A 21,290-nucleotide genomic window follows, 5' to 3' on the forward strand; every position below is an offset into this window, starting at 1 on the left:
CGCTAAACGCACTCCGGGGGCGCGTCGCGTTTAGCGGGCTAAACGCGCTCCGGCGATCGCGGAGGGGTTTCGCTCGGAACCCGAGCGGGTGTACAGACGTCTCAGAGCCCGAGGCGTGGGGTGACCGCGTGTGCGCTAGCGTTCGAGCATCACAGCCGCCTCGTTTTGTCCCGGGAGTCCCGCGTGCCCCCGGGGTGCCGGTCCAACGACAGGAGAGCATTCGGATGTCCTATCCCAGCGGTGGGCCCGGCTACCCCCAGCAGGGTGGCGGCCAGCAACACCCCAACCCAGGATCGGGAGCCTTCCCGCAGCAGCAGGCGCCGTCGTCGTCGGCGAGCCCGCTGAACCTGGCGCTGCTGCTCGCGCTCGCCGTCGCCGTCCTCGGTCTGGTGCAGTTCTTCGTCGGTTTCTCCGACGAGGCCGACGCCGCCAAGGAGGTCACGATCTTCCTGCTGGTCGGCGGTCTCCTGGCCGGTCTGCACGCGTTGCCGCGTGGTCCGAAGGTGCTGCCGTTCGCCGCGCTGTTCAGCGTGCTCGGCGCGTTCGGCGCGCTCGACCTGATCATCGGTTACCCGACCGTCGACGCGAGTGAAGGCCGGACGGCGGTCTCGGTCCCCGGCATCATCACCGTGGTGCTGATCCTCGGCATCCTGCAGATGCTGGTCGCGGTCGCGGCGCTGCTGTTCGACTACGACGTCCTCAAGCTGCCCGCCGCGAAGCCGCAGCAACAGCAGCAGGCGCCGCAGGCCCCCTACAGCCAGCAGTTCGCGCAGCAGGGCCCGCAGGGTCCGTTCGGCCAGCAGGGTCCGCAGGGCCAGCAGGGCCCGGCCGCCACCCAGGTCCAGTCATTCCCCGGCGCGGGCCAGCAGGGGCAGCCGCAGGGTGAGCCGTCCGGCCCGTTCGCGCAGCCGACCCAGTTCCAGCCGCCGGTCACGCAGCCGCCGGGCCAGCAGGCCACGACGTACGCGCCGCAGCAGGGCCAGTTCTTCCAGCAGCCGCCGTCCTCGGAATCGGGCCAGAACCCGGGTACGCCGCCGGGTGGGTTCGGCCAGCAGAGCTGACCTCTCGAACGCAAGAAGCACCCGCTGTGACTCTCCGTGTCACAGCGGGTGTTTTTCGTTTCCGGATTACCCGACCGGGTGGGTTGAGCCACGTGCGCCACCCGAAAGCGGCGTGCCTCACCCGGACGGCCCAGTCCGGATGTCATGGTGCGGATCATGAAGCTGCTCACCCGCGACGAACGCCCGCCGGGCGAAGAGCCGGTGAGCGACGTCGTCCTCGAGCCGGAGGTGTCCAAGGCGAAGCGGGTCCGGGTGTTGCTCTCCGCCGCGTGCACACCCCTGCTCTTCTCGTACACCGCTGTCGCGACCGTCCTCGCGGTGGTCTCCTTCGCCGCCGACCGGACCCGGTTCTCCGCCACCGGCGCCCTGCTCGCCGCGGGGCCCGGCTGGCTCGCCGCGTGGCAGGTCCAACTCGAACTCGGCGGGCATCCACTCGGTGTGCTGCCGTTATTGCCGACGATCGTCGTCGCGCTGCTGGCGGCGAGGGCGGCCGCGCGCGCCGTGCGCCGCATCGGCGGCCGGACCCCGGCGGACACCGTGCCGGTGGTGGCGGCGATCGCCGGCGCGCACGCGTTCTTCGGTGTGGGCATCGCCTTGGCGGCGGGCGGCTCGCCGGTCGGCGTGAACCCGCTGGCCGCCTTCTGCGTGCCGGGTCTGATCGCCGGGCTCGCCGCCGTCGCCGGAACCGCCAAACGGTGCGGGCTGCCCTCGACGCTGCGCGACCGGTTCGACCCGGTCGCGATCCACGGCCTGCGGGCGGGTGCGCTCGGCCTCGCCGCGCTGATCGCCTGCGGCGCCGTCGTGTTCACCACGGCCACCGCGTTGTCCTGGCCCACTGTGGACAGTTTGTTCGAACCCGGCCTCGGCGCGGGTTTCGGCCTGTTCGTGCTTTCCGTGGCGTACCTGCCGAACGCCGTCGTCGCCACGCTGTCCTTCACCACCGGTCCGGGTTTCTCGGTCGGGACGCTCACCGTCGGCATGTTCGGCTACAGCGAAGGCAAGCTGCCGGGAGTGCCGGTGCTGGCGGGGATCCCGTCGCAGCAAGCGGTCTGGTGGCCGGCGCTGCTGCTCCTTCCCACCCTCGTCGGCGCGCTGGTCGGCTGGAAGATCCGCCGGATCGACGAGGATCCGATGCCGCGGATGCGCGCGGTCGCCGTCGCGGGTGCCCTCGTCGCGTTCGGCTGCGTCCTCCTCGGAACTCTTTCCGGCGGCAGGCTCGGCGACGGCCCGTTCGACCCGGTCACCGTGCCGGTCGGCGTCGCGTCGGTGATCACCTTCTGCTGGATCGTCATCCCCGGCGGGTTCGTCGCGTTCTTCGCCGGTGCGCACAAGCCGCCGGAAGCGCCGGGCGAAGCCGAGGAAGCCGACGACATCGAAGCCGTCGCGGACGAGGCCGAGCCGGACGAAGAAGTCGAAGCCGAAATCGACGGTGCGCTCGACGAGCTAGACGATGATGCCGAGGCGGAACTCGCCCGCGAGCTGGGCGAGGACCCCGATCAGACCCTGCCCGAAACCGGGCCGGAAACCGAGCCCGAGCAGGACGGCGCCGTGGACGAGGCTGTGACCGAGTCCACCGACGGGTCTGGCGACGAAAGCGGGCCCGGCGGCGACCGTTAGGGTTGTCGCGACCAGGTGAAGCGCCGTACGCCGAGTGCGTACCGCCGTGGCAAGGAGCGCGTTCTGGCTAGTCGGTTGGACCTGCCCACTCCGGTGAAGCTCGTCGTCCTGGCGTCCGGTTCCGGCACGCTGTTGCAGGCCGTGCTCGACGCCGTCGAAAAGCCGAACTATCCGGCGAAGGTGGTCGCCGTCGGAGCCGACCGCACCGGGATCGAAGCGCTCACGCGGGCCGAACGCGCCGGCGTGCCGTCGTTCACCGTGCGGATGGCCGACCACGCGGACCGAGTGGCCTGGGACAAGGCCATCACCGAAGCCGTCGCCGCCTACCAGCCGGACCTGGTGGTTTCGGCGGGATTCATGAAGATCCTCGGCGCCGAATTCCTCACGCGGTTCCCCGGCCGCGTGATCAACACACATCCGGCGTTGCTGCCGTCGTTCCCCGGCGCGCACGCCGTGGCCGACGCGCTGGCGATGGCCGTCAAAGTCACCGGGTCGACGGTCCATTTCGTCGACGCCGGGGTCGACACCGGGCCGATCATCGCGCAGGAATCGGTGATCGTGGAGTCCGATGACGACGAGAACGTCCTGCACGAGCGGATCAAGGCCGTGGAACGCAGGCTCCTGGTGGAAACGATCGAGAAACTCGGCCGGAGCGGGTGCGCGGTCGAGGGACGAAAGGTGAGGTTTTCGTGAGTACTGCACTCCGGCAGCGTCCCGTCCGGCGCGCGCTGATCGGCGTCTCGGACAAGGCCGGCCTGCTCGAACTCGCCACCGGGCTGCACGCGGCGGGTGTCGAGATCGTGTCGACCGGCGGCACGGCGAAGGTCATCGCGAACGCCGGGGTGCCGGTGACGCCGGTCGAGGAGGTCACCGGGTTCCCCGAGTCCCTCGACGGCCGGGTCAAGACGCTGCACCCGCGGGTGCACGCGGGCCTGCTCGCCGATCGCGACCGCCCGGAGCACGTCGAGCAGCTCAAGCAGCTGGACATCGCGCCATTCGACCTGCTCGTGGTCAACCTGTACCCGTTCACGCAGACCGTCGCTTCGGGCGCGAGCCCGGAGGACTGCGTCGAGAACATCGACATCGGCGGCCCGGCGATGGTGCGTGCCGCGGCGAAGAACCACAACAGCGTCGCCGTCGTGGTCGATCCGTCCCGCTACGAGTGGGTACTGGAGCGCGTCGCCGGCGGCGGTTTCGAGCTGGCCGACCGCAAGAGGCTCGCCGCGCAGGCTTACGCGCACACGGCGGCGTACGACACCGCCGTCGCCGCGTGGTTCGCCAATGTCTACGCGCCCGCGGACGATTCCGGCTTCCCTGACTTCACCGGTGCTTCGTGGGAGCGCGGCGACGTGCTGCGCTACGGCGAGAACCCGCACCAGAAGGCCGCGCTGTACAAGCACTGGCGGCCGGGTCTCGCGCACGCGGAGCAGCTGCACGGCAAGGCCATGTCGTACAACAACTACGTCGACACCGACGCCGCGCGCCGCGCCGCCTACGACTTCGACGCCCCGGCCGTCGCGATCATCAAGCACGCCAACCCGTGCGGGATCGCCGTCGGCGAGGACATCGCCGAAGCGCACCGGAAGGCGCACGCGTGCGACCCGGTTTCGGCTTACGGCGGGGTGATCGCGACCAACCGGCCGGTGAGCCGCGAGGCCGCCGAGCAGATCGCCGAGGTGTTCACCGAGGTCGTCCTGGCGCCGGACTTCGATGCCGAGGCGCTGGAGATCCTGCAGCGTAAAAAGAACGTGCGGCTGCTGAAGCTGCCCGCGATCACGTCACCGGATCCGATCGAGTTCCGGCCGATTTCCGGCGGCATGCTGGTGCAGACCGTCGACACGATCGCCGCCGAGGGCGACGACCCGGCGAACTGGACACTGGCGACCGGCGCGGCCGCCGACGAGCGGACGCTGGCCGACCTCGAATTCGCGTGGCGTTCGCTGCGCGCGGTGAAGTCGAACGCGATCCTGCTGGCGAACGACGGCGCGACCGTCGGCGTCGGCATGGGCCAGGTCAACCGGGTCGACTCCTCGCGGCTCGCCGTGGCGCGGGCGGGGGACCGGGCGAAGGGCGCCGTCGCCGCTTCGGACGCCTTCTTCCCGTTCCCGGACGGCCTCGAAGTGCTTCTGGAGGCCGGTGTCCGCGCCGTCGTCCAGCCGGGCGGCTCGATCCGCGACGCCGAGGTCATCGCCGCCGCCGAGGCCGCCGGGGTCACCCTGTACCTCACCGGCACGCGCCACTTCGCCCACTAGGGCCGACGTGCGTTTAGCCCCCTAATCGCGATCCGGCGCCCGCGTTTAGTCCTCTGGTTGCGGTAGTTCGCACTACGCACTTCCGCAACCAGAGGACTGGACGCGATGGGCGCGGGCACCCCGGGCCGACGTGCGTTTAGCGGGCTAATCGCGATCCGGGTGCGATCAGCGCCGACGTGCGTTTAGCCCCCTAATCGCGATCCGGGGCACCCCGGGCCGACGTGCGTTTAGCGGGCTAATCGCGATCCGCCGGGGGTGCCCACGGACAGGACTGTGGGCGTTCCCGGTGCCCGGCCCCGGCCTCCGTGTCATGCTGGCCGCGTCTCGCCTTTAGCGGGCTAATCGCGACGCTGAGCGTACGCAAGTATCGGTAGGAGGATCGGTGCACCAGCCGCCGCAGGGGTACGGCCAGGGACCGGGTTCCGGCCCGCCACCCGGGCCGGGAGGCCAGCCGGGCTACGGACAGCAGCCGGGCTACGGCCAGCCACAGGGCGGCCCTGGATACGGCCCGCCTCAGGGTGGCCCCGGGCACGGCCCGCCTCAGGGCGGCGGCCCCGGGTACGGTCCGCCGCCCGGGTACGGGCAGGAGCCACCGCCCGGGTACGGGCAGCAGCCGATGCCCGGTTACGGCCAGCCGCCCAAGAAGAAAAAGACCGGGCTGATCATCGGTCTGATCGTGGGCGGCGTGGTCCTGCTCGGACTGGGCATCCCCGGCGGCATCTTCGCGTCGGAGTATTTCTCGTCCGTCGGCAAGGCACCGGTCTCTCAGCAGCCGCCCAACGAGTGCAGGGTCTCCGCGGAGACCCTGAACAAGACGGTCACCAACAGCTTCCAGGGTGCCCGCGAGAACGAGATCAAGGCAGGCGACATCGTCACCAAGCAGTACGGCTGCTCCTGGTCGGCGCCGGACGGCGACAACGTCCACGATCGCACCCTGCAGATCATGGTCTACCGCCACGAGGGGCCGGACGCCGAGCAGCGGGCCGCGAACTCGTCCACCGGGTCGGCCGCGCCCTCCGAGCGTCAGCAGCAGGTGCAGGGGATCGGCGACAAGGCGGTCCTCGTCTCTCTCGACACCGAGAGCGCCTTCAGTGGTGCCGAACTGCGCTTCACCCAGGGCGTGTACGTGGCCATCGTGACTTACAAGGGATGGGACAAGGGGTTCTTCGCGAACTCGCCGATCCCGCCAGGCGAATCCGCCGAAGCGGCGAAGTCGGTCGGCGCCGAGCTTGCGAAGAACCTGCCCAAGTAGCCGTCAGGCGTACAGGGCGTCCAGCCAGGACGTCCACGCCTTCTCGGCCTTGTCCGCGTCGGCGTCTTCGGCGAACAGGTGGTGCCCGATGCCGACTGGCCAGCCCCAGACGTTCCGGCCGTAGAAGCGGTACAGCGCGTCTCCGGTCCGTAGGCCGATGAAGGTCGACGTCAGATAGTCGACGACGCCTTCGACGACGCCGACGCCTGGCACTTCGAAGCGCACCTGGTCGCCCACGGCCGTCGCGCCGATCGCCGTCCGCACGGACTCGAACGCTTCCGGCGCCGTCGACGCTTCGGGCGCGTCGGCCTTGAAGTACTTCGCCTGACGCAGGTTGAAGTGCGTCAGGTATTCGCCGAGCGAGTGGTAATAGAACGCCGTGTGCCGCTTGCACGCGTCGTATTCGACGTCCCAGTCGTCGAGGACGGTGGTGTGCTCGTAGCGCAGGTAGGTGCCGCCGTCTTTCGGTTCGAGGACGTACTCGAGGGTGTTGAACCAGCCCTTCTCGTCTTCCGCGTAGGTGATGAAGTGGCGTGACGGCTTCCAGACGGTCACCATGCCGCCGTTCGGGGTGAGGCCGGATTCGGCGCCGCCGTCGCGCGGCTGGTATTCGATCGGCCAGAGCCAGCCGCCGGTGCCCGCGGTGATCGCGGCCCAGGTGTCGGCGGGTGTGGTGGGCAGGAAGCCCTCGAAGCGGACCTCGGATTCCTTCGCCATGACTGTCCCTCTCTCGTATGCCTTCATAGAGGCGACGTCCGGCCCGCGACGGATTCGACAAACGCGTTCGCGAAGTTTCCTCGTGTTTCTCAGGCCCCAGGTCACGGCCCTGCTCGGATCGCGTTTAGCCCGCTAAACGCAGGTCGGGGCGCTGGCCGTCGACGTCGCCGGAGCGGCTGAACGCCGAAGCGCGGAGTTCCACCTCCTCTGCGACTGGCTGCACAGCGCCCGTACCCGGCCCCGTTGCTGACCCGTCAGCCCTCGACGGGATGGAGGGACTGGAAGGCCAGCCGCCCGTCGGCGTCGGCCGCGATCCGGTCGAGTACGTCGTCCAGTGCCATGAAGACCTCCCACGACGGCTGTCCACTCGCGACGGTCAAGCGGTCGACCAGCAGCTGTTCCAAGTCCGTGACCCGCTTCGCCTTCCACGCCTTGTCCGCGACGCTGACGAGCAGATCCTCGACGCCGACGTCCGCGCCCCAGGACGCGTGCGTCCGCGCGAATCGTGCTCGCTCCTCCTCGATCCCTTGGGCCAGAAGGAGTTCGTATCCGGCTTGCTCGTGAGCGGAGCCGGGTCCGGACAGCTCTTCACGGTGGATCGTCTTGCCGATGTCGTGGACGGCGGCGCCGAACAGGGTCGCCTCACGGTCGAAAACGACCTCTGGATGTTGTTTCTCCAGCCAGTCGGTCAGCGTCCGGGCCACGTCGTGGACTGCCCGCAGATGCGCGGCGAGCCGTGGGGGCGCGGCCAGTTTTTCCAGCAGCCCCACCACTTCGCCCGGCAGTGCGTGGAGTGGTGGCTCCCCGGGTTCGGTCAAAGCGCGGCGCAAGGCTTCCGAAGGCATGGCATCCAGAATGACAGATATCGGCGGTCGTGCCCCTACCGAAGTCGTACCCCGTCACCGCCTTCGGTCGAAGTCGATTCGAGTCGCCGGGCCGATGTGCCGTCGGTGTCGCGCGGCCAGACTCGTCCGGTATCGGAACAGCCGGACACGGGATGGGGAATCGGGATGGGCAAGGGCGGCTATCAGGCACTTGAGACGGCCGGGCTGGTGATCACGGGTTTTTGCGCCCAGGCGGTGATCCGCGGCCTCTTCAACCGGGACACCGAACTGCTGTGGGGTGCCGTCGCCTGGGCCCCGGGCGGATTCACCGGGCAGCTGGTCCTGCTCGGATGCATCGCGCTCGTGGGACTTGTGCTCACCGGCTGGGCACACGCCCGCCGGAAGCCCGCGGAAGATCAGTGACCGGCCTGAGCCGGTAGGGCTTGTAGGCGGCCGGGTCTCGCGGGACCACGAGCTCCTTCGGTCGGAGTCCGGTCAGTGACGGCCGCCGGGCTCTCAGTGGGCACCAGTTGATGTACTCTGCGTACAGTGGTTTGAACGTAGTACTGCACTTGCAGTGGTGTCAACTGTTTTGGTGAACTCCGGGAGCTCGAGATGCGACAGAACACCGCGCGCCGCAACGCTTTGCTTGACGCCGCCATCGAGGTGCTCGCCAAGGAGGGGTCGCGGGGACTCACCTTGCGCGCGGTCGACAAAGAGGCCGGTGTCCCCATCGGCACCGCCACCAACTACTTCGCCAACCGTGCCGAGTTGCTTCGTCAGATCATGGAACGCACCCACGAGCGCTTGACGCCGGATCCGGCCGCGCTGGCCGAGACCATGAAGGCCGCGCCCACCCCCGGGCTGACCGCCATCCTGCTGCGTCAGCTGCTGGAGAGGATGCGCGCCGACCGCAGTAGTCACCTCGCCATGCTGGAGCTGCGCCTGGAGTCCACTCGCCGCCCGGAGTTGCAGGAAGATCTCACTCGCACCTTCGCCGCGATGCTCGACGCCAACATCGCCTGGCATCTGGACGCGGGCCTCCCCGGTGACCGTGACACCGTGCTGCTCCTCTACACCGCCATGCTCGGGGTGATCGTGGACGATCTGACGGTTCCCGGGCTGCTGGAACCGCACGGCATCGAGAAGATCATCGACGAACTGGTGCGACGAAGCCTGCCGCGGCCGCCCGGCGCTTGACAACCGCCCCGGCGACCGGTCTACTGGAGGTATCGAACACCTGTTCGAGATGCCGCCTTCCCCGTGGCATGCCAGCGGCCGTCCATAAAGGACGGTCTGGGTGTCATGGGGAGGTGAGGTCCGGTGACGGCGGAGGTGGTCGAGGCGCGGGCCTTGCCGTTGGCGAGGCTGGCGGCGATACCAGGGGTAAGCACGGCCAGTGGCGTGGCTTCCGCGGCCGAACACGCGAGGACGACGGGAAGGGTGCTCCCGGTGTCCCCGGCGTTGTCCGGTCTGCTGCCCGCCGCGGGGCTCCGGCGCGGGAGCACCGTTTCGGTGCTGGGGTCCACGTCACTGATGCTCACCCTGCTCGCCGCCGCGACCGCCGGCGGTGCGTGGGCGGTCGCGGTCGGCCTGCCCGCGCTCGGGGTGGTCGCCGCCGCGGAACTCGGGGTCGAGGTGGGCCGGTTGGCGCTGGTCCCCCGCCCCGGTGCCGAGTTCCCGGCGGTGACCGCGGCCCTGCTCGACGGCTTCGACCTCGTGGTCGTCGGTCCCGGGTTCGCCAGGCCCGACATCGCGAGACGGCTGTCCGCGCGCGCTCGCAACCGCGGTTCGGTGCTGCTCTCCCTGGGGCCCTGGCCGGGTGCCGAGGTCGAGCTGAGCTGCCGTCGCTCCCGCTGGACGGGCTTTCAGGACGGCGGCGCGGGTTACCTGCGCGCTCGTGAGGTCGAAGTACGGGCGGGTGGCCGGGGTGCGGCCGCCCGGGGAATGTCGGCGTTGCTGCGTTTCCCCGGCGAGGGTGAAGTCGAGAAGATCGACTTCCCCGCGACGAGGTGGGGGACGGCGTGAACTCACCCGTACGCATGCTGGTGCTGTGGTGCCCGGACTGGCCGGCGGTCGCCGCCGCGGCCGTCGCGGGCGAACCCGTCGGCCGCCCGGCCGCGGTCTTCTCGGCGAACCGTGTGGTCGCTTGCACCGCAGTGGCAAGGGGCTACGGCGTCCGCCGGAAGATGCGGCGGCGTGAGGCCCAGTCCTGCTGCCCGGAGCTGGCGGTCTTCGGCGAGGACGACGGCCGTGACGCCCGGCTCTTCGAGTCCGTCGCCCAGGCGGTGGAGGAACTGGCCGTCGGGGTCGAGGTGGTACGCCCGGGGATCGTCGCCGTCCCGGTCGACGGCGCGGCCGGCTACTTCGGTGGCGAACACGGACTCCTCGAACGGCTGGTGGACGAGGTGTCCGTGGCGGCGGGAGTGGAATGCCAGGTCGGGGTCGCGGACGGTCTGTTCGCCGCGACACTCGCCGCCCGCCGCTCGACTCTGGTCGCACCGGGGGAGACCGCGGATTTCCTCGCCCCGCTGCCCATTCGCGAACTCGACCAGCCCGAAGCCGGGCGAACCGAACTGGTCACCCTGCTCCGGCAACTCGGCCTTCGCACACTGGGCGCCTTCGCCGCACTCGACGAAAGCGACGTCTCCGCGCGCTTCGGGATGGAGGGCATACTCGCTCACCGGCTGGCGCGAGGGCGATCCGAACGTCCGCCGTTGCGACGGCGTCCACCACCGGAACTCTCCCTCGTCAAGGCGTTCGACCCGCCGATCGACCGGGTCGACGCCGCCGCGTTCGTGGCGAAAGGACTCGGCGAACGGTTCCACGCCGACCTCGCCGCGCACGGACTGGCCTGCACCCGCCTCGGTATCTACGCCACCACCGAGACCGGTGAACAACTCGGCCGGGTGTGGCGCTGTGCCGAACCGCTGACCCCGCTCGGCGTCGCGGACAGGGTGCGGTGGCAGTTCGAAGGCTGGCTGAAAGTCCGGGACACCTCGGCGCGGCCCCGGTCCGGTGTCGTGCGGTTGCGGCTGGAGCCGGAGGAAACCGTCGAAGGCCGGTCGTTGCAACTCGGCCTGTGGCAGGCGGGCGCGGCGGGCGGGCTGCGTCCGTGCACCGAGGACGACGGCCTGGCGGGCGAACGCGCGGGCCGCGCACTGGTGCGGGTGCAGGGGTTGCTCGGCCCGGAGAGCGTCTTCACCGCGGTGCTCGACGGCGGCCGTGATCCCGACGAGCGCGTCCGGCTGGTGCCGTGGGGTGACAGGCGGGAGAAGTCCTTGCTGGCGAACGCGAACTGGGCAGGGCGGCTCCCGTCACCCTCCCCGGCGACGGTGTTCACGCGTCCGGTGCCCGCCGAGGTGCTGGACGAGGACGGCCGCGCCGTCGAGATCACCGTGCGGCGCCGGGTCACCGCCGCGCCGTTCCTCGTGAGCTTCGAAGGCGGTGAGCCGCGCGAGGTCCTTTCCTGGGCGGGTCCGTGGCTGGTCGGCGTCCGGGCCGGGGCAGGGCACGCGCGGTCGGGGACCCGGATCCGGTTGCAGGTGCTGCTCGCCGACGGGAACGACGCCGAGGAAGCGGTCCTGCTCCGCTTCGAACGCCACAAGAATCCAATGTGGACACTGGAAGGGAAGTACGACTGAACATGGACGAGGACTACCCGCGGCTGGTGCGGCGATGGCTGGAAGAACCGGCCATCCCGGTGCAGCGCGCCGAGTTGGACACGGCCTGGGCGGCGTGCGTCCCGCGTGCGGAAGCGTTCGTCCCCGCGCCGAGACACTCGACCGAGAACCGGTGACCAATGGGCTGGAACAACCCGCCGCGGCCCTGGAAGGACCTCGCCCGCGAGCTCACGGGCAAGGTCACGCCCGGTGATGGCGGCGACAGCCCCGCGTGGAGCGCCAAACGGCAGGGCTATCAGCGTCCCGCCGACCTGGCGGGGCCGATCGGTGACGACGACGGCGCCACGGCACACCGGATGCCGTACGCCGAGCTGCACTGCCATTCGAACTTCAGTTTCCTCGACGGGGCGAGCCATCCCGAGGAACTGGTGGAGGAGGCCGCGCGGCTGGGCCTGGACGCGATCGCGCTCACCGATCACGACGGCATGTACGGCGTCGTGCGCTTCGCCGAAGCGGCAAGGGAACTGGGTGTGCACACGGTCTTCGGCACGGAACTCAGTTTCGGGCTGAGCGGGCCGCAGAACGGGTCCGCCGATCCCGAGGGCGAGCATCTTCTGTTGCTGGCCAAGAGGATGGACGGTTACCTGAGCCTGAACCGGGCGATCACCGCCGGGCAGTTGTACGGCTTCGACCGCGAAAAGCTTTCGCCTGAGGAAAGGGCGGAGAAGGGCAGGCCGGTCTACGACCTGCGCGCGGTCGCCGAGGAGGCCGACGGGAAATGCGTCGTGCTCACCGGCTGCCGTAAGGGCGCGGTGCGGAAGGCACTCGTCACCGAAGGCCCCTCGGCGGCCGTGGTGAAACTGAAGGAACTCATCGACTGCTTCGGCCGGGACAACGTCTACGTCGAACTGACCGATCACAGCCTTCCCTTGGACAGTACGCACAACGACCTGCTGAGCGAGATGGCCGCGGAGTTCGGCCTGCCGACGGTGGCGACCACGGCGGCGCACTACGCCCGCCCGGAACGGGCCCCGCTCGCCGACGCGGTCAGCGCCATCCGCGCCCGGCGGGGTTTGGAGGAGATGGAGGGCTGGCTGCCCGCCGCGGGGACGGCGTTCCTGCGGTCGGGGGAGGAAATGGCCGAAATCTTCGCGCGGTACCCGGGCGCGGTGCAGCGGGCGGCGTTGCTCGGCCGGGAATGCGCGTTCGAACTCCACCACATCGAGCCGGAGCTACCGCCGTTCAAGGTGCCCGAAGGCCACACCGAAGCGTCCTTCTTGAGGGAGCTTACCTACGCGGGCGCGAAGGACCACGAGAAGAACAAAACCACGGAGTACCGCCGAAAAGCCCGGAAACTGATCGAGCACGAACTGGAGATCATCGAGGAACTGGGCTTCCCCGGCTACTTCCTGATCGTCTGGGACATCGTGCGGTTCTGCCGGGAGAACAAGATCCTCTGCCAGGGCCGGGGATCGGCCGCGAACTCGGCGGTCTGCTACGCGCTCGGCATCACCAAGGTCGACGCCGTGCGCTACAACCTGCTCTTCGAACGCTTCCTCGCCCCGGATCGCGACGGCTATCCCGACATCGACCTCGACATCGAATCCGATCGCCGTGAGGAGGCGATCCAGTACGTGTACGAGAAGTACGGCCGGTTGAACACCGCGCAGGTGGCGAACGTGATCACCTACCGGGCGCGGTCCGCGGTCCGGGACGCGGCGCGGGCGCTGGGATACTCGCCCGGCCAGCAGGACGCTTGGAGCAAGCAGATCGACCGCTGGGGTGCGTTGCGGGTCACGGAAAAAGACCATGATCACGACATCCCGGACGAGGTCGTCGAGCTCGCCGCCGCGCTCGAAGACTTTCCCCGGCACCTCGGTATCCATTCCGGCGGGATGTTGATCTGCCGGCAGCCGGTGAGCGAGGTCGTGCCGATCGAATGGGCCCGGATGGAGAACCGCAGTGTCGTCCAATGGGAAAAGGACGACTGTGCCGCCGCGGGGCTGGTCAAATTCGATCTGCTCGGCCTCGGAATGCTGTCTGCCCTGCACTATATGATCGATCTGGTTCACGATCACAAAGGGGAAGAGGTCGACATCTCCGAATTGGATCTCAAGGATCAGAACATCTACGGAATGCTCTGCCGTGCCGACGCGATCGGCGTCTTCCAAGTGGAGAGCCGTGCGCAGCTGGCCACCCTGCCCCGGTTGCGCCCCAGAACTTTCTACGACCTCGCGGTCGAGGTCGCGCTCATCCGGCCGGGCCCGATCCAGGGTGGTTCGGTGCATCCCTACATCCGGCGCAAGAACGGCCAGGAGAAATGGGATTTCGACCATCCGAAACTGGAGAACGCGCTGAAGAAGACCCTAGGCGTCCCGTTGTTCCAGGAACAGATGATGCAGATCGCCCTCGACATCGCCGATTTCACCCCGGCGGAGGCCGATCAGCTGCGGCACGCCATGGGGGCCAAACGGTCCGAACAGAAGATGGAACGACTCAAACGGCGATTCCTCGAAGGCGCCGCGAAGCACGACATCGAAGGGGAACTCGCGGAGAAGATCTTCGGCAAGCTCAAGGCGTTCGCGAATTTCGGCTTCCCGGAGAGCCACGCGCTGAGTTTCGCCTTGCTGGTGTTCGCGAGCGCGTATTTCAAGTACTACCACCCGGACGCGTTCCTGGCCGGATTGCTGCGTGCCCAGCCGATGGGGTTCTACTCGCCGCAGTCGCTGGTCGCCGACGCGCGGCGGCACGGCGTGAAGGTACTCGGACCCGACATCAACGCGAGCCTCCCGCACGCGACACTGGAACCCTTGCCGGAAGGGGGAAAACTGCTCGCCGTACGGGGCGGGCTGTCCACCGTGCGGATGATCGGCGAGAACCTGGCGAAGGAGATCGTCGAGGAACGTGAACGCGGCGGTCCGTTCGCGGATCTGCCCGAGGTCGCCCGGCGTGTGCGGCTGACCAAACCGCAGGTCGAGGCGCTGGCCACGGCCGGCGCGTTCGGATGTTTCGGTGAGAGCAGGCGGAGCGCGCTCTGGGCGGCGGGCGCGGTTGCCGACGAGAGCCTGGAGAAGCTCCCGGGGCTCACCACCGGGGCCAACGCGCCGATGCTGCCCGGTATGGACGAAATCGACGTCGCGGCCGCGGACGTCTGGGCGACCGGGGTGTCGCCGGACAGCTTCCCGACCCAGTTCATCCGGGGGCATCTCGACGAACTCGGCGTCGTCACGGCGGCGGGACTGCGCGAGGTCCCGCACGGCGCCCGGGTGCTGACCGGCGGCGCGGTGACCCATCGCCAGCGGCCGGCGACCGCGGGCGGCGTCACGTTCATGAACCTCGAAGACGAGACGGGGATGATCAACGTCATCTGCACGATGGGTGTGTGGCAGCGCTACCACCGGGTCGCCCGCGGTAGTCCCGCGCTGCTGATCCGCGGCGTGGTCGAACGCACCGGAGAGGTGGTGAACGTCCTCGCCGAACAGATCCGGCACCTGCCGCTGCGGATCACCGCCAAGTCACGTGACTTCCGCTGACCGCACTTGACGGCCTGACGGTGCCCATGCTGTAGTTCGATCAACGTCGCAGTGCACCCGGCAAAGAGACCGTCGTGGGCGCGGAGGCGTCGGACCATGGGAAATCATGGAAACCCCTTCTTCATCGAACGCCCGGCTGACGGCGTTCGGAAATCAACTCGTTCAGGTTCACAACTGGCTGCGTAAAGAGCTGGCCAGACTGCACGACGACCTCGGGTCGGTCGCGGACGGGCGTGCCGAGCGGCTGCGCGATCTCCGTGCGCATTGCCTCACCTTCTGCTCGGCGCTGACCAGGCATCACACCGGGGAGGACGGCGGTGCTTTCCTTGTGCTGTCGGACAAACACCCTGAACTGCGGCCAGTGCTCGAAGAACTCGCACACGACCACCACGTCATGACCGGGATCATCGAACGGCTCGAAGAACTGGTCGGCGGCGTCGGCCCGGCGTCGAGCCCGGCCGAGACCCTGCATGTCCAACGGGAACTCGACGGGCTCACCGCGATCATGGAGACGCATTTCCGCTACGAGGAGAAGCGCATCGTCGAGGCGCTCAACTCCCTGGACATGCCGGAGTGGCGGGACGCGAAACCGTCTTTCCTGCTGAAATCGCATTAGGACAAGACCTGTCCTATACGGCCTCTAGCGTTCTTCTCAACGCACCACGACGACTGAGGAGAACTCCGATGACGAACCCGATTCCCGACGGCTACCACTCGGTGACCCCGTGGATCATCTCGCGCGACACCGCGGGAGTGATCGACTTCCTCAAGCGGGTCTTCGACGCCGAGCCGATGGGCGAACCGGTGTACGTCGAGGGCGGCAAGATCGGGCACGCCGAGGTCCGGATCGGCGACTCCGTCGTCATGCTGTTCGACGCGCCGGGCGACTGGGCCGGGTCCCCGGCGTACCTGCGGCTTTATGTCGAGGACAGCGTGGAGACGCAGCGCCGGGCCGTCGAGGCGGGCGCCGAAGAGGTCACGAAGCAGACCGAACTGTTCTTCGGCGACCGCGTCGGCCGGGTCCGTGACCCGTTCGGCAACCTGTGGTGGATCCAGACCCGGCTCGTCGACCTCGACTATCCGGAGATGGAACGCCGTATGAACGACCCGAAGTTCATCGAGGCCATGCGGTACGTGTCGGGTTCGAAAATCACCCCGGGTTCCTGAAGTCGGTAGGGTGGTGATCGCGACGCGGAGGTGAGCCGGTGGATCACCACCCACTCCGGGGCAACCCCGGGGAGTACGACGACAGCGAGACAAGGCGCCCCGCGCGAGAGCGGCATGCTTCGCGTACGGGTACGCGCGGATGACAGGAGAAAAAGTCACCTCCGTGTCGCCCATCGAACCGATGCCGGTGTGGCGCTGGCAGGTCGCCCGCTGGGCGACCTTCGACGACTGCGCCGTCGCGCTCGACCTGACGCCGGGCGAACTCTCGTGGTTCGCCGACACGAAGGGCTGGAACCGGCGTGCGGCCGACCCGGTCCGGCACTACACCTACCGCTGGATCCCGACGGCGTCCGGCGGGGTGCGGCTCATCGAGCGGCCGAAACCGCGGATCGCCGAACTGCAACGCCGGATTCTGCGGCACGTCGTCGAGGCCCTGCCGGTGCACGACGCCGCACACGGGTTCCGCCGCGGGCGTTCGCCGATGTCCTGTGCCGCACCGCACGCCGGCCGGGAGACCGTGGTCAGGATGGACCTCGAAGGGTTCTTCCCCGCGGTGTCCGCGCGCCGGATCTCCGCGTTGCTCGCGCTCGCGGGATATCCGCCCGCCGTGGCGGAAGCGCTGGCGGGTGTGCTCACCACGGCCGTCCCGCCCGACGTCCTCGCCACCGTGCCCGGCGGACGTCGTGATCCCGCCCGCTTCCGGCTGCTGAACAACCTGGCGGCCACGCATCTCCCGCAGGGCGCGCCGTCGTCGCCCGCGGTGGCGAACGCGGTCACGCACCACCTCGACCGGCGGCTTTCCGGCCTCGCGCGCTCCCTGGGCGCGGCCTACACGCGCTACGCCGATGACTTGGCGTTCTCGGGTGATTCCCTGCCGTTGCACCGGTTGCTGCCCGGCGTCCGGCGGATCGTGACCGGCGAGGGCTTCCGGCTGCGGGACGACAAGACGTCGGTCGCCGCCGCGCATCAGCGGCAACGCGTCGCGGGTCTGGTGGTCAACAGCGCTCCGGCGGCGACGCGCGCCGACTACGACGCCCTGCGCGCACTGCTCCACAACTGCGCCCGCACCGGGCCGGACGGGCAGAACCGGGCCGGGCATCCGGACTTCCGCGCCCATCTGCTCGGCCGCATCGGCTGGATCGCCGCGTCTTCGACGACGCGGGCGACGAAGCTGCGCACGTTGTTCGGCGGGATCTCGTGGCACTGAGCGGGTGTGCGATCCTGAACAGGTGATCGAGACTGCCGAGGACTACCGAGAAGCCGTACTTTCCCAGCAGTGGTGGGAAAAACGCAGTTTCGTCGGCTGCGACTTCACCGAGGCCGACCTGCGCGGGCTACGCACCCAGGGCTGCACCTTCGACCAGTGCGACTTCACCAAGGCCGATTTCGAAGGCTCGCGCCACGAGGCGTCGGCCTTCCGGTCTTGCACTTTCGACCGCAGCGTGCTCGCCGGTACCCGGTGGAGCTCCTGCTCGATGCTCGGATCGTCCTTTGTGGACTGCCGGTTCCAGAAGGTCGCTTTCACCGAATGTGATCTCTCGCTGGTCTCGTTGAGCCGCAATCGCCTGTCCAAAGTGGATTTTTCCGGCCTGCGGCTGCGTGAGGCCAACCTGACCGAAGCGGACCTCACCGGCGCAGATTTGCGTGGCGCGGACCTCACCGGCGCCCGGCTGGCAGGCGCGAAACTCGAGGGCGCGGACCTGCGCGGCGCGCGGATCGACGCCAACGGCCTGGTGCAGGCGAACCTCGCGGGTGTCCACGTGGACACCGAGACCGCGGTGGCCTACGCCGCCGCGCACGGCCTCGTCATCCACTGACCCCCGCATGTCATGAAAGGGTCTTTCCTGACGAATTTCGTCAGGAAAGACCCTTTCATGACATTTGTGGGGCTAGTCGATCGGCGGTTCGCCCGGGTCCAGTTCGATGAGGTCGCCCTCGGCGAGCAGTTCCTCGATGGACGCCGGCAGCAGGTACGCCGACCCGCCACCGGGCTGGTTGAACCACGGGATCGCGACGCCGGCGAGTGCTTCGAGCGGACGCTGCACGCGGTACACGTGGTACGGCCGGTTCACCCACTCCGGCACGAGCGAGCGCTCCTCGAACGGCGTCCCGGCCGCGTAGGTCAGGTTGCCGTTCGGGCCGCCGAAGCGGTCCAGCTCGCTGCCCGCGGGCAGCTCACGCAGTTCCTTGCCGCGGAACAGCGTCAGCGGCGGCTCGCCGTTGAGCGGCCCGATCGGCCAGTTCTGCTTGCTGTCGGGTGGTCCCGCACTCTGCGCGGCCGCCGGCGGGCGGATGGGTTCCTCGCGCCGCATCGGCGGCGGCGGAGGCGGTGCCACCGGCGGTTCGCGCCGGGGCGGAGCGGGCGGCGGGCTCGCCAGTGCCGGGGCGGGCGGCCGCACCGGGACCGGTGCCGGCGCGGGTTCGTCGTCCAGGTCGTCCCCGAGCAGCTCGTCGGCCGTGGTGAACGCCGTCTGCTCCTGCGGCGGGATCGACTCCCTCGGCGGCACCTTGTGCGAACCGGTGGCGACCTCGGGTGAAAGCGTCGCCAGCACGGACGGCGCCGGGGCCGGGGGCGGCTCCTCGATGACAGGAGGTTCTTCGGCGCCGGGCTGCTCATCGGCCGGAGGAGCACCGTTCGGGTTCAGCAGGACCTTGCCGAGCATGAACGCGGCCGCGTCCTCGGCGTCGCCGAACACCGCCGGGTTGGTCAGTTTCCCGTCGTACCAGCCGACCCGCCAGCCACCACCGTCGACCTCCTCGACGCTCCAGCCGTGGTCGACGGGGGAGCCGATGCGGTAGACGTCTTCGGGGACGTCGAGTTCGTCGAACTTCGACTGCAGCTCGTTCAGCACCGGCACCGGGTACTCGGGGCGGCGAGGCCGTTCCGGGGCCGCGCGGTGCGGAGCCTCCTCGCGGGGCGGCTCCGGCTCCGGGTGGGACGCGGGCACGGGGGCGGTAGCAAAGGTCCCTTGCTCCTGCGGTGTGCCGTCGACCTGCGTGATCTCGGAGTCCGACGGCGGAGGCACGTTCGGCTCCGCGTCGTGCGTGAGGAGAGGCAGCGCGCCCGCGTCGGCCTGTTCGACCGGCGTGTAGCCGGCGGTCGTCTCTTCCTCGGGCGGCGCGTACGGCTGGTCCTCGTCCTGCCGGGCGTAAGCGTCCTGAACTTCCTCGTGAGGAGGGGGTTCGTAGGCGTCGACCTGCGCAGGCCGTGCGTACGTGGTGGCCTCCGGGTCGGCGACCGAAGGCGCCGGCTCGGCGCGCTGGTGCGGTTCCTCGTCCTGCCGGGCTTCGTCGGTGTAGGCGTCCTGCTCGGACTCGTGGAACTGCGCCTCTTCGTGCGGGTAGTGCTCGCCGTAGCCGTCTTCGTACTGCTGCTCGGCGGCGGCTTCGTGGAAGTCCTGCGCCTGGTAGTCCTGGGTGTCGTAGTCCTCTTCGTACCGCTGGGCCTGCTCGGCCTGGTCCGGGACGGTGGTCTCGGCCGCGGGCACCGCCGCGGCAGCCGCGACCGGTGCCGCGGCGGCAGCGGCGGTCGCCGCGGCATCCGGGCCTTGCTGGTGCGGTGGCGGGACGGGCGGCCGGTCGGCCTGGTTCGGGCCGGGACCGCCCGCGAGACCGTTCGGACCGGGGCCGCCAGGGCCGCCCGCGAGACCGTTCGGGCCGGGCTGGGCGGGAGCGCCCGGGGCCTGCGGAGACGCTGGGCTGTTCTGGGCTGGACCCTGCGGAGGCGGTCCGGCAGGACCACCAGGCCCGCCGGGACCACCGGGGCCACCAGGACCACCAGGACCACCAGGACCACCAGGGCCGCTGGGGCCACCAGGGCCGCTGGGGCCACCAGGACCACCGTTGGGCCCGCCGGGACCCCCGGGGCCGCCCGGGCCGTTGGGCCGCTGTTGCGGCGGCTGATTCCCCCGTGTGAGGTACCCGGCCGCGGCCTGCCGCGTCGGCTCGTCGACCTCCGGCTGGGTGAAACCGTTCTGCCGGACATGCTCGATCAGGTCGAGTTCGGGGGAAACGCCGTACTCACGCAGGTAGAAGTTGACGGCGGCGGGCCAGATCCACAGGCCGTCGCTGTGGAAGGCGACCGGGACGGTGGCCTCGGGGGTCTGCGCGAGGCGGTCGATGTCGTAGCCGCGCTCGGGGACCACCAGCGGCGCGTGGTCGAGGTATTCGAGCAGCCTGTCCTGCTCCTCGATCTCCAGATCGGGCCGGTTGATCACCGGGCGCCCGGCCGGGCCGATGGTGTCGAAGATGCGGGCGATGCGGAAATGTGGTCCTGGCTGCTCGGGGCCGAGCCCGGACATGCGCCGGATCAGCCACTCGGGCACGTTCTCCTCGGAGCGAGGGAACATGCGCAGTTCGTCGGAGAGCGCCTGAGGAGGCGGCGCGAGGCGCCACGTCGGCTCGTCGCGGTTGTACTCGAGGTTGTAGCTGGACGGGTGGTCGAGCTGGTAACGGGCGTTGAACCAGGTGCCGCGGCCGTCGCGGTACATCCCGGCACGCAGTCTGCCGAACAGCGTCGCGATGTCGTGGGTCGCGACCCACTCGTGCACGGTGCCGTCCTCGGTGATGATCTCGCCGGTCATCTCGTGGTACCTGCCGACGGCTCGGTACTCGGCGGTCACCTTTCGCCAATCACGCGGCGCGGCCCGCAGCAGGGCGAGGCCGATCTGTTTGACCAGGGTGTCCTGCTCGGTCGCGTTCAGCTGAGTCGTCGGTTGTGCCACGGTCACATTTTGACCGTATCCGCGCCCATGTGCACCCCGCATGTGGGTTTTGCCGCTCTTCGCGGTGAGGAAGACGCCCTGACCTGGTGTCCGGTAACTCACCCGGGATACTGACAGCGTGAACCGACTTGCCCGCGAGACCGTGAAGGACGAGGACTGATGACGGTGGCCGGACAGCGGCGTGACCGTGGGGCACTGCTCCATCACCTGCCGTTCCTGCTGGTGATGCTGGTGGTGGCCGTCGCGGCCCTGCGGATCGGCCAGTACCACTGGCGGCAGGGCACCGGGCTGATCGGCGGTGCGCTGATGCTCGCGGGCCTGCTGAGGGCGGTCCTGTCGGACGCGAAGGCGGGGCTGCTGGCGATCCGGGGCAAGCCGGTCGACGTCCTGACTTATGGCGCGCTTTCTGTCTTGATCCTTTTCATCGCCTTCACGATCACCGGCGGCCCCCTGTCCTGAAGTACATGAAGGCCCCCTTCCTGTACCTAGGCGCAAGGAAGGGGGCCTTTCTGTACTTGGC

At 69.4% G+C, this 21,290-nt stretch carries 19 protein-coding genes; 16 read left to right on the top strand and 3 right to left on the bottom strand.

Features of this window, described 5'->3' with window-relative positions:
- Positions 1–224 precede the first annotated feature (224 nt).
- The 5 genes from AB0M65_RS18325 (at position 225) to AB0M65_RS18345 (ending at position 6,182) form a co-directional block, all read left to right on the top strand.
- Positions 225–1,061, top strand: a complete 837-nt coding sequence (locus AB0M65_RS18325; protein ID WP_364028652.1) for a DUF5336 domain-containing protein — start codon at positions 225–227, stop codon at positions 1,059–1,061.
- A gap of 156 nt (positions 1,062–1,217) precedes the next feature.
- Positions 1,218–2,678 carry a DUF6350 family protein gene (locus AB0M65_RS18330; protein ID WP_364028654.1) on the top strand — a complete coding sequence of 487 codons (1,461 nt, stop codon included), beginning with the start codon at positions 1,218–1,220 and terminating at the stop codon, positions 2,676–2,678.
- 75 nt (positions 2,679–2,753) lie between these two features.
- The gene (gene purN, locus AB0M65_RS18335) at positions 2,754–3,371 is read left to right on the top strand and encodes a phosphoribosylglycinamide formyltransferase (protein WP_364028656.1); all 618 of its coding nucleotides are present in this window, start codon (positions 2,754–2,756) and stop codon (positions 3,369–3,371) included.
- The gene (purH, locus tag AB0M65_RS18340; protein WP_364028658.1) at positions 3,368–4,930 is read left to right on the top strand and encodes a bifunctional phosphoribosylaminoimidazolecarboxamide formyltransferase/IMP cyclohydrolase; all 1,563 of its coding nucleotides are present in this window, start codon (positions 3,368–3,370) and stop codon (positions 4,928–4,930) included. The genes purN and purH overlap by 4 nt, the downstream gene beginning before the upstream one ends.
- A 382-nt stretch (positions 4,931–5,312) precedes the next feature.
- Positions 5,313–6,182 carry a hypothetical protein gene (locus AB0M65_RS18345; RefSeq protein WP_364028660.1) on the top strand — a complete coding sequence of 290 codons (870 nt, stop codon included), beginning with the start codon at positions 5,313–5,315 and terminating at the stop codon, positions 6,180–6,182.
- Positions 6,183–6,185: 3 nt separating this feature from the next.
- Here the strand turns inward: AB0M65_RS18345 and AB0M65_RS18350 are convergent, their stop codons facing one another.
- Both AB0M65_RS18350 and AB0M65_RS18355 read right to left on the bottom strand, forming a co-directional pair.
- The gene (locus AB0M65_RS18350; protein WP_364028662.1) at positions 6,186–6,899 is read right to left on the bottom strand and encodes an SRPBCC domain-containing protein; all 714 of its coding nucleotides are present in this window, start codon (positions 6,897–6,899) and stop codon (positions 6,186–6,188) included.
- 254 nt (positions 6,900–7,153) lie between these two features.
- On the bottom strand, positions 7,154–7,744 hold the full coding sequence (locus tag AB0M65_RS18355) for an HD domain-containing protein (RefSeq protein ID WP_364028664.1): 591 nt from the start codon (positions 7,742–7,744) through the stop codon (positions 7,154–7,156).
- Between the two features lie 105 nt (positions 7,745–7,849).
- On the opposite strand from AB0M65_RS18355, the gene AB0M65_RS18360 reads away from it, so the two are divergent.
- The 10 genes from AB0M65_RS18360 to AB0M65_RS18405 all read left to right on the top strand — a co-directional run bounded on the left by AB0M65_RS18360 (position 7,850) and on the right by AB0M65_RS18405 (position 17,863).
- Entirely contained in the window at positions 7,850–8,146 is a 297-nt protein-coding gene (locus AB0M65_RS18360; RefSeq protein WP_364028666.1) for a hypothetical protein, read from the top strand.
- Between the two features lie 192 nt (positions 8,147–8,338).
- Positions 8,339–8,923 carry a TetR family transcriptional regulator gene (locus AB0M65_RS18365; RefSeq protein ID WP_364028668.1) on the top strand — a complete coding sequence of 195 codons (585 nt, stop codon included), beginning with the start codon at positions 8,339–8,341 and terminating at the stop codon, positions 8,921–8,923.
- 123 nt (positions 8,924–9,046) lie between these two features.
- Positions 9,047–9,751, top strand: a complete 705-nt coding sequence (locus AB0M65_RS18370; RefSeq protein WP_364028670.1) for a hypothetical protein — start codon at positions 9,047–9,049, stop codon at positions 9,749–9,751.
- A gap of 14 nt (positions 9,752–9,765) precedes the next feature.
- Positions 9,766–11,367, top strand: a complete 1,602-nt coding sequence (locus tag AB0M65_RS18375; RefSeq protein ID WP_364028741.1) for a DNA polymerase Y family protein — start codon at positions 9,766–9,768, stop codon at positions 11,365–11,367.
- Between the two features lie 2 nt (positions 11,368–11,369).
- On the top strand, positions 11,370–11,522 hold the full coding sequence (locus AB0M65_RS18380) for a hypothetical protein (protein WP_364028672.1): 153 nt from the start codon (positions 11,370–11,372) through the stop codon (positions 11,520–11,522).
- A gap of 3 nt (positions 11,523–11,525) precedes the next feature.
- Positions 11,526–14,879, top strand: a complete 3,354-nt coding sequence (locus AB0M65_RS18385; RefSeq protein WP_364028674.1) for an error-prone DNA polymerase — start codon at positions 11,526–11,528, stop codon at positions 14,877–14,879.
- 106 nt (positions 14,880–14,985) lie between these two features.
- Positions 14,986–15,495, top strand: coding sequence for a hemerythrin domain-containing protein (locus AB0M65_RS18390; RefSeq protein ID WP_364028676.1), 510 nt, complete (start codon positions 14,986–14,988; stop codon positions 15,493–15,495).
- Positions 15,496–15,563: 68 nt separating this feature from the next.
- Positions 15,564–16,046 carry a VOC family protein gene (locus AB0M65_RS18395; RefSeq protein ID WP_364028678.1) on the top strand — a complete coding sequence of 161 codons (483 nt, stop codon included), beginning with the start codon at positions 15,564–15,566 and terminating at the stop codon, positions 16,044–16,046.
- 181 nt (positions 16,047–16,227) lie between these two features.
- Positions 16,228–17,253, top strand: a complete 1,026-nt coding sequence (locus AB0M65_RS18400; protein ID WP_364028743.1) for a reverse transcriptase family protein — start codon at positions 16,228–16,230, stop codon at positions 17,251–17,253.
- A gap of 22 nt (positions 17,254–17,275) precedes the next feature.
- Positions 17,276–17,863, top strand: coding sequence for a pentapeptide repeat-containing protein (locus tag AB0M65_RS18405; RefSeq protein WP_364028680.1), 588 nt, complete (start codon positions 17,276–17,278; stop codon positions 17,861–17,863).
- Positions 17,864–17,935: 72 nt separating this feature from the next.
- Here the strand turns inward: AB0M65_RS18405 and AB0M65_RS18410 are convergent, their stop codons facing one another.
- Positions 17,936–20,812 carry a glycohydrolase toxin TNT-related protein gene (locus tag AB0M65_RS18410; RefSeq protein ID WP_364028745.1) on the bottom strand — a complete coding sequence of 959 codons (2,877 nt, stop codon included), beginning with the start codon at positions 20,810–20,812 and terminating at the stop codon, positions 17,936–17,938.
- A gap of 117 nt (positions 20,813–20,929) precedes the next feature.
- Here AB0M65_RS18410 and AB0M65_RS18415 point away from each other — a divergent pair, with 117 nt between their 5' ends.
- Positions 20,930–21,229: a DUF3017 domain-containing protein gene (locus AB0M65_RS18415; RefSeq protein ID WP_364028682.1), complete on the top strand. Its 300-nt coding sequence runs from the start codon at positions 20,930–20,932 to the stop codon at positions 21,227–21,229.
- The last annotated feature ends 61 nt before the right edge of the window (positions 21,230–21,290 follow it).

The organism is Amycolatopsis sp. NPDC051071, from assembly GCF_040682875.1.
Taxonomy (GTDB): Bacteria; Actinomycetota; Actinomycetes; order Mycobacteriales; family Pseudonocardiaceae; genus Amycolatopsis.

Bases quoted from the DNA above. Each gene is read 5' to 3' on its own strand.
- AB0M65_RS18400 (WP_364028743.1), top strand. From the start codon at position 16,228: ATGCCGGTGTGGCGCTGGCAGGTCGCCCGCTGGGCGACCTTCGACGAC.
- AB0M65_RS18330 (WP_364028654.1), top strand. From the start codon at position 1,218: ATGAAGCTGCTCACCCGCGACGAACGCCCGCCGGGCGAAGAGCCGGTG.
- AB0M65_RS18395 (WP_364028678.1), top strand. From the start codon at position 15,564: ATGACGAACCCGATTCCCGACGGCTACCACTCGGTGACCCCGTGGATC.
- AB0M65_RS18355 (WP_364028664.1), bottom strand. From the start codon at position 7,744: ATGCCTTCGGAAGCCTTGCGCCGCGCTTTGACCGAACCCGGGGAGCCA.
- AB0M65_RS18385 (WP_364028674.1), top strand. From the start codon at position 11,526: ATGGGCTGGAACAACCCGCCGCGGCCCTGGAAGGACCTCGCCCGCGAG.
- AB0M65_RS18380 (WP_364028672.1), top strand. From the start codon at position 11,370: ATGGACGAGGACTACCCGCGGCTGGTGCGGCGATGGCTGGAAGAACCG.
- AB0M65_RS18350 (WP_364028662.1), bottom strand. From the start codon at position 6,899: ATGGCGAAGGAATCCGAGGTCCGCTTCGAGGGCTTCCTGCCCACCACA.
- AB0M65_RS18325 (WP_364028652.1), top strand. From the start codon at position 225: ATGTCCTATCCCAGCGGTGGGCCCGGCTACCCCCAGCAGGGTGGCGGC.
- AB0M65_RS18410 (WP_364028745.1), bottom strand. From the start codon at position 20,812: ATGCGGGGTGCACATGGGCGCGGATACGGTCAAAATGTGACCGTGGCA.
- AB0M65_RS18365 (WP_364028668.1), top strand. From the start codon at position 8,339: ATGCGACAGAACACCGCGCGCCGCAACGCTTTGCTTGACGCCGCCATC.
- AB0M65_RS18415 (WP_364028682.1), top strand. From the start codon at position 20,930: ATGACGGTGGCCGGACAGCGGCGTGACCGTGGGGCACTGCTCCATCAC.
- AB0M65_RS18375 (WP_364028741.1), top strand. From the start codon at position 9,766: ATGCTGGTGCTGTGGTGCCCGGACTGGCCGGCGGTCGCCGCCGCGGCC.
- AB0M65_RS18390 (WP_364028676.1), top strand. From the start codon at position 14,986: ATGGAAACCCCTTCTTCATCGAACGCCCGGCTGACGGCGTTCGGAAAT.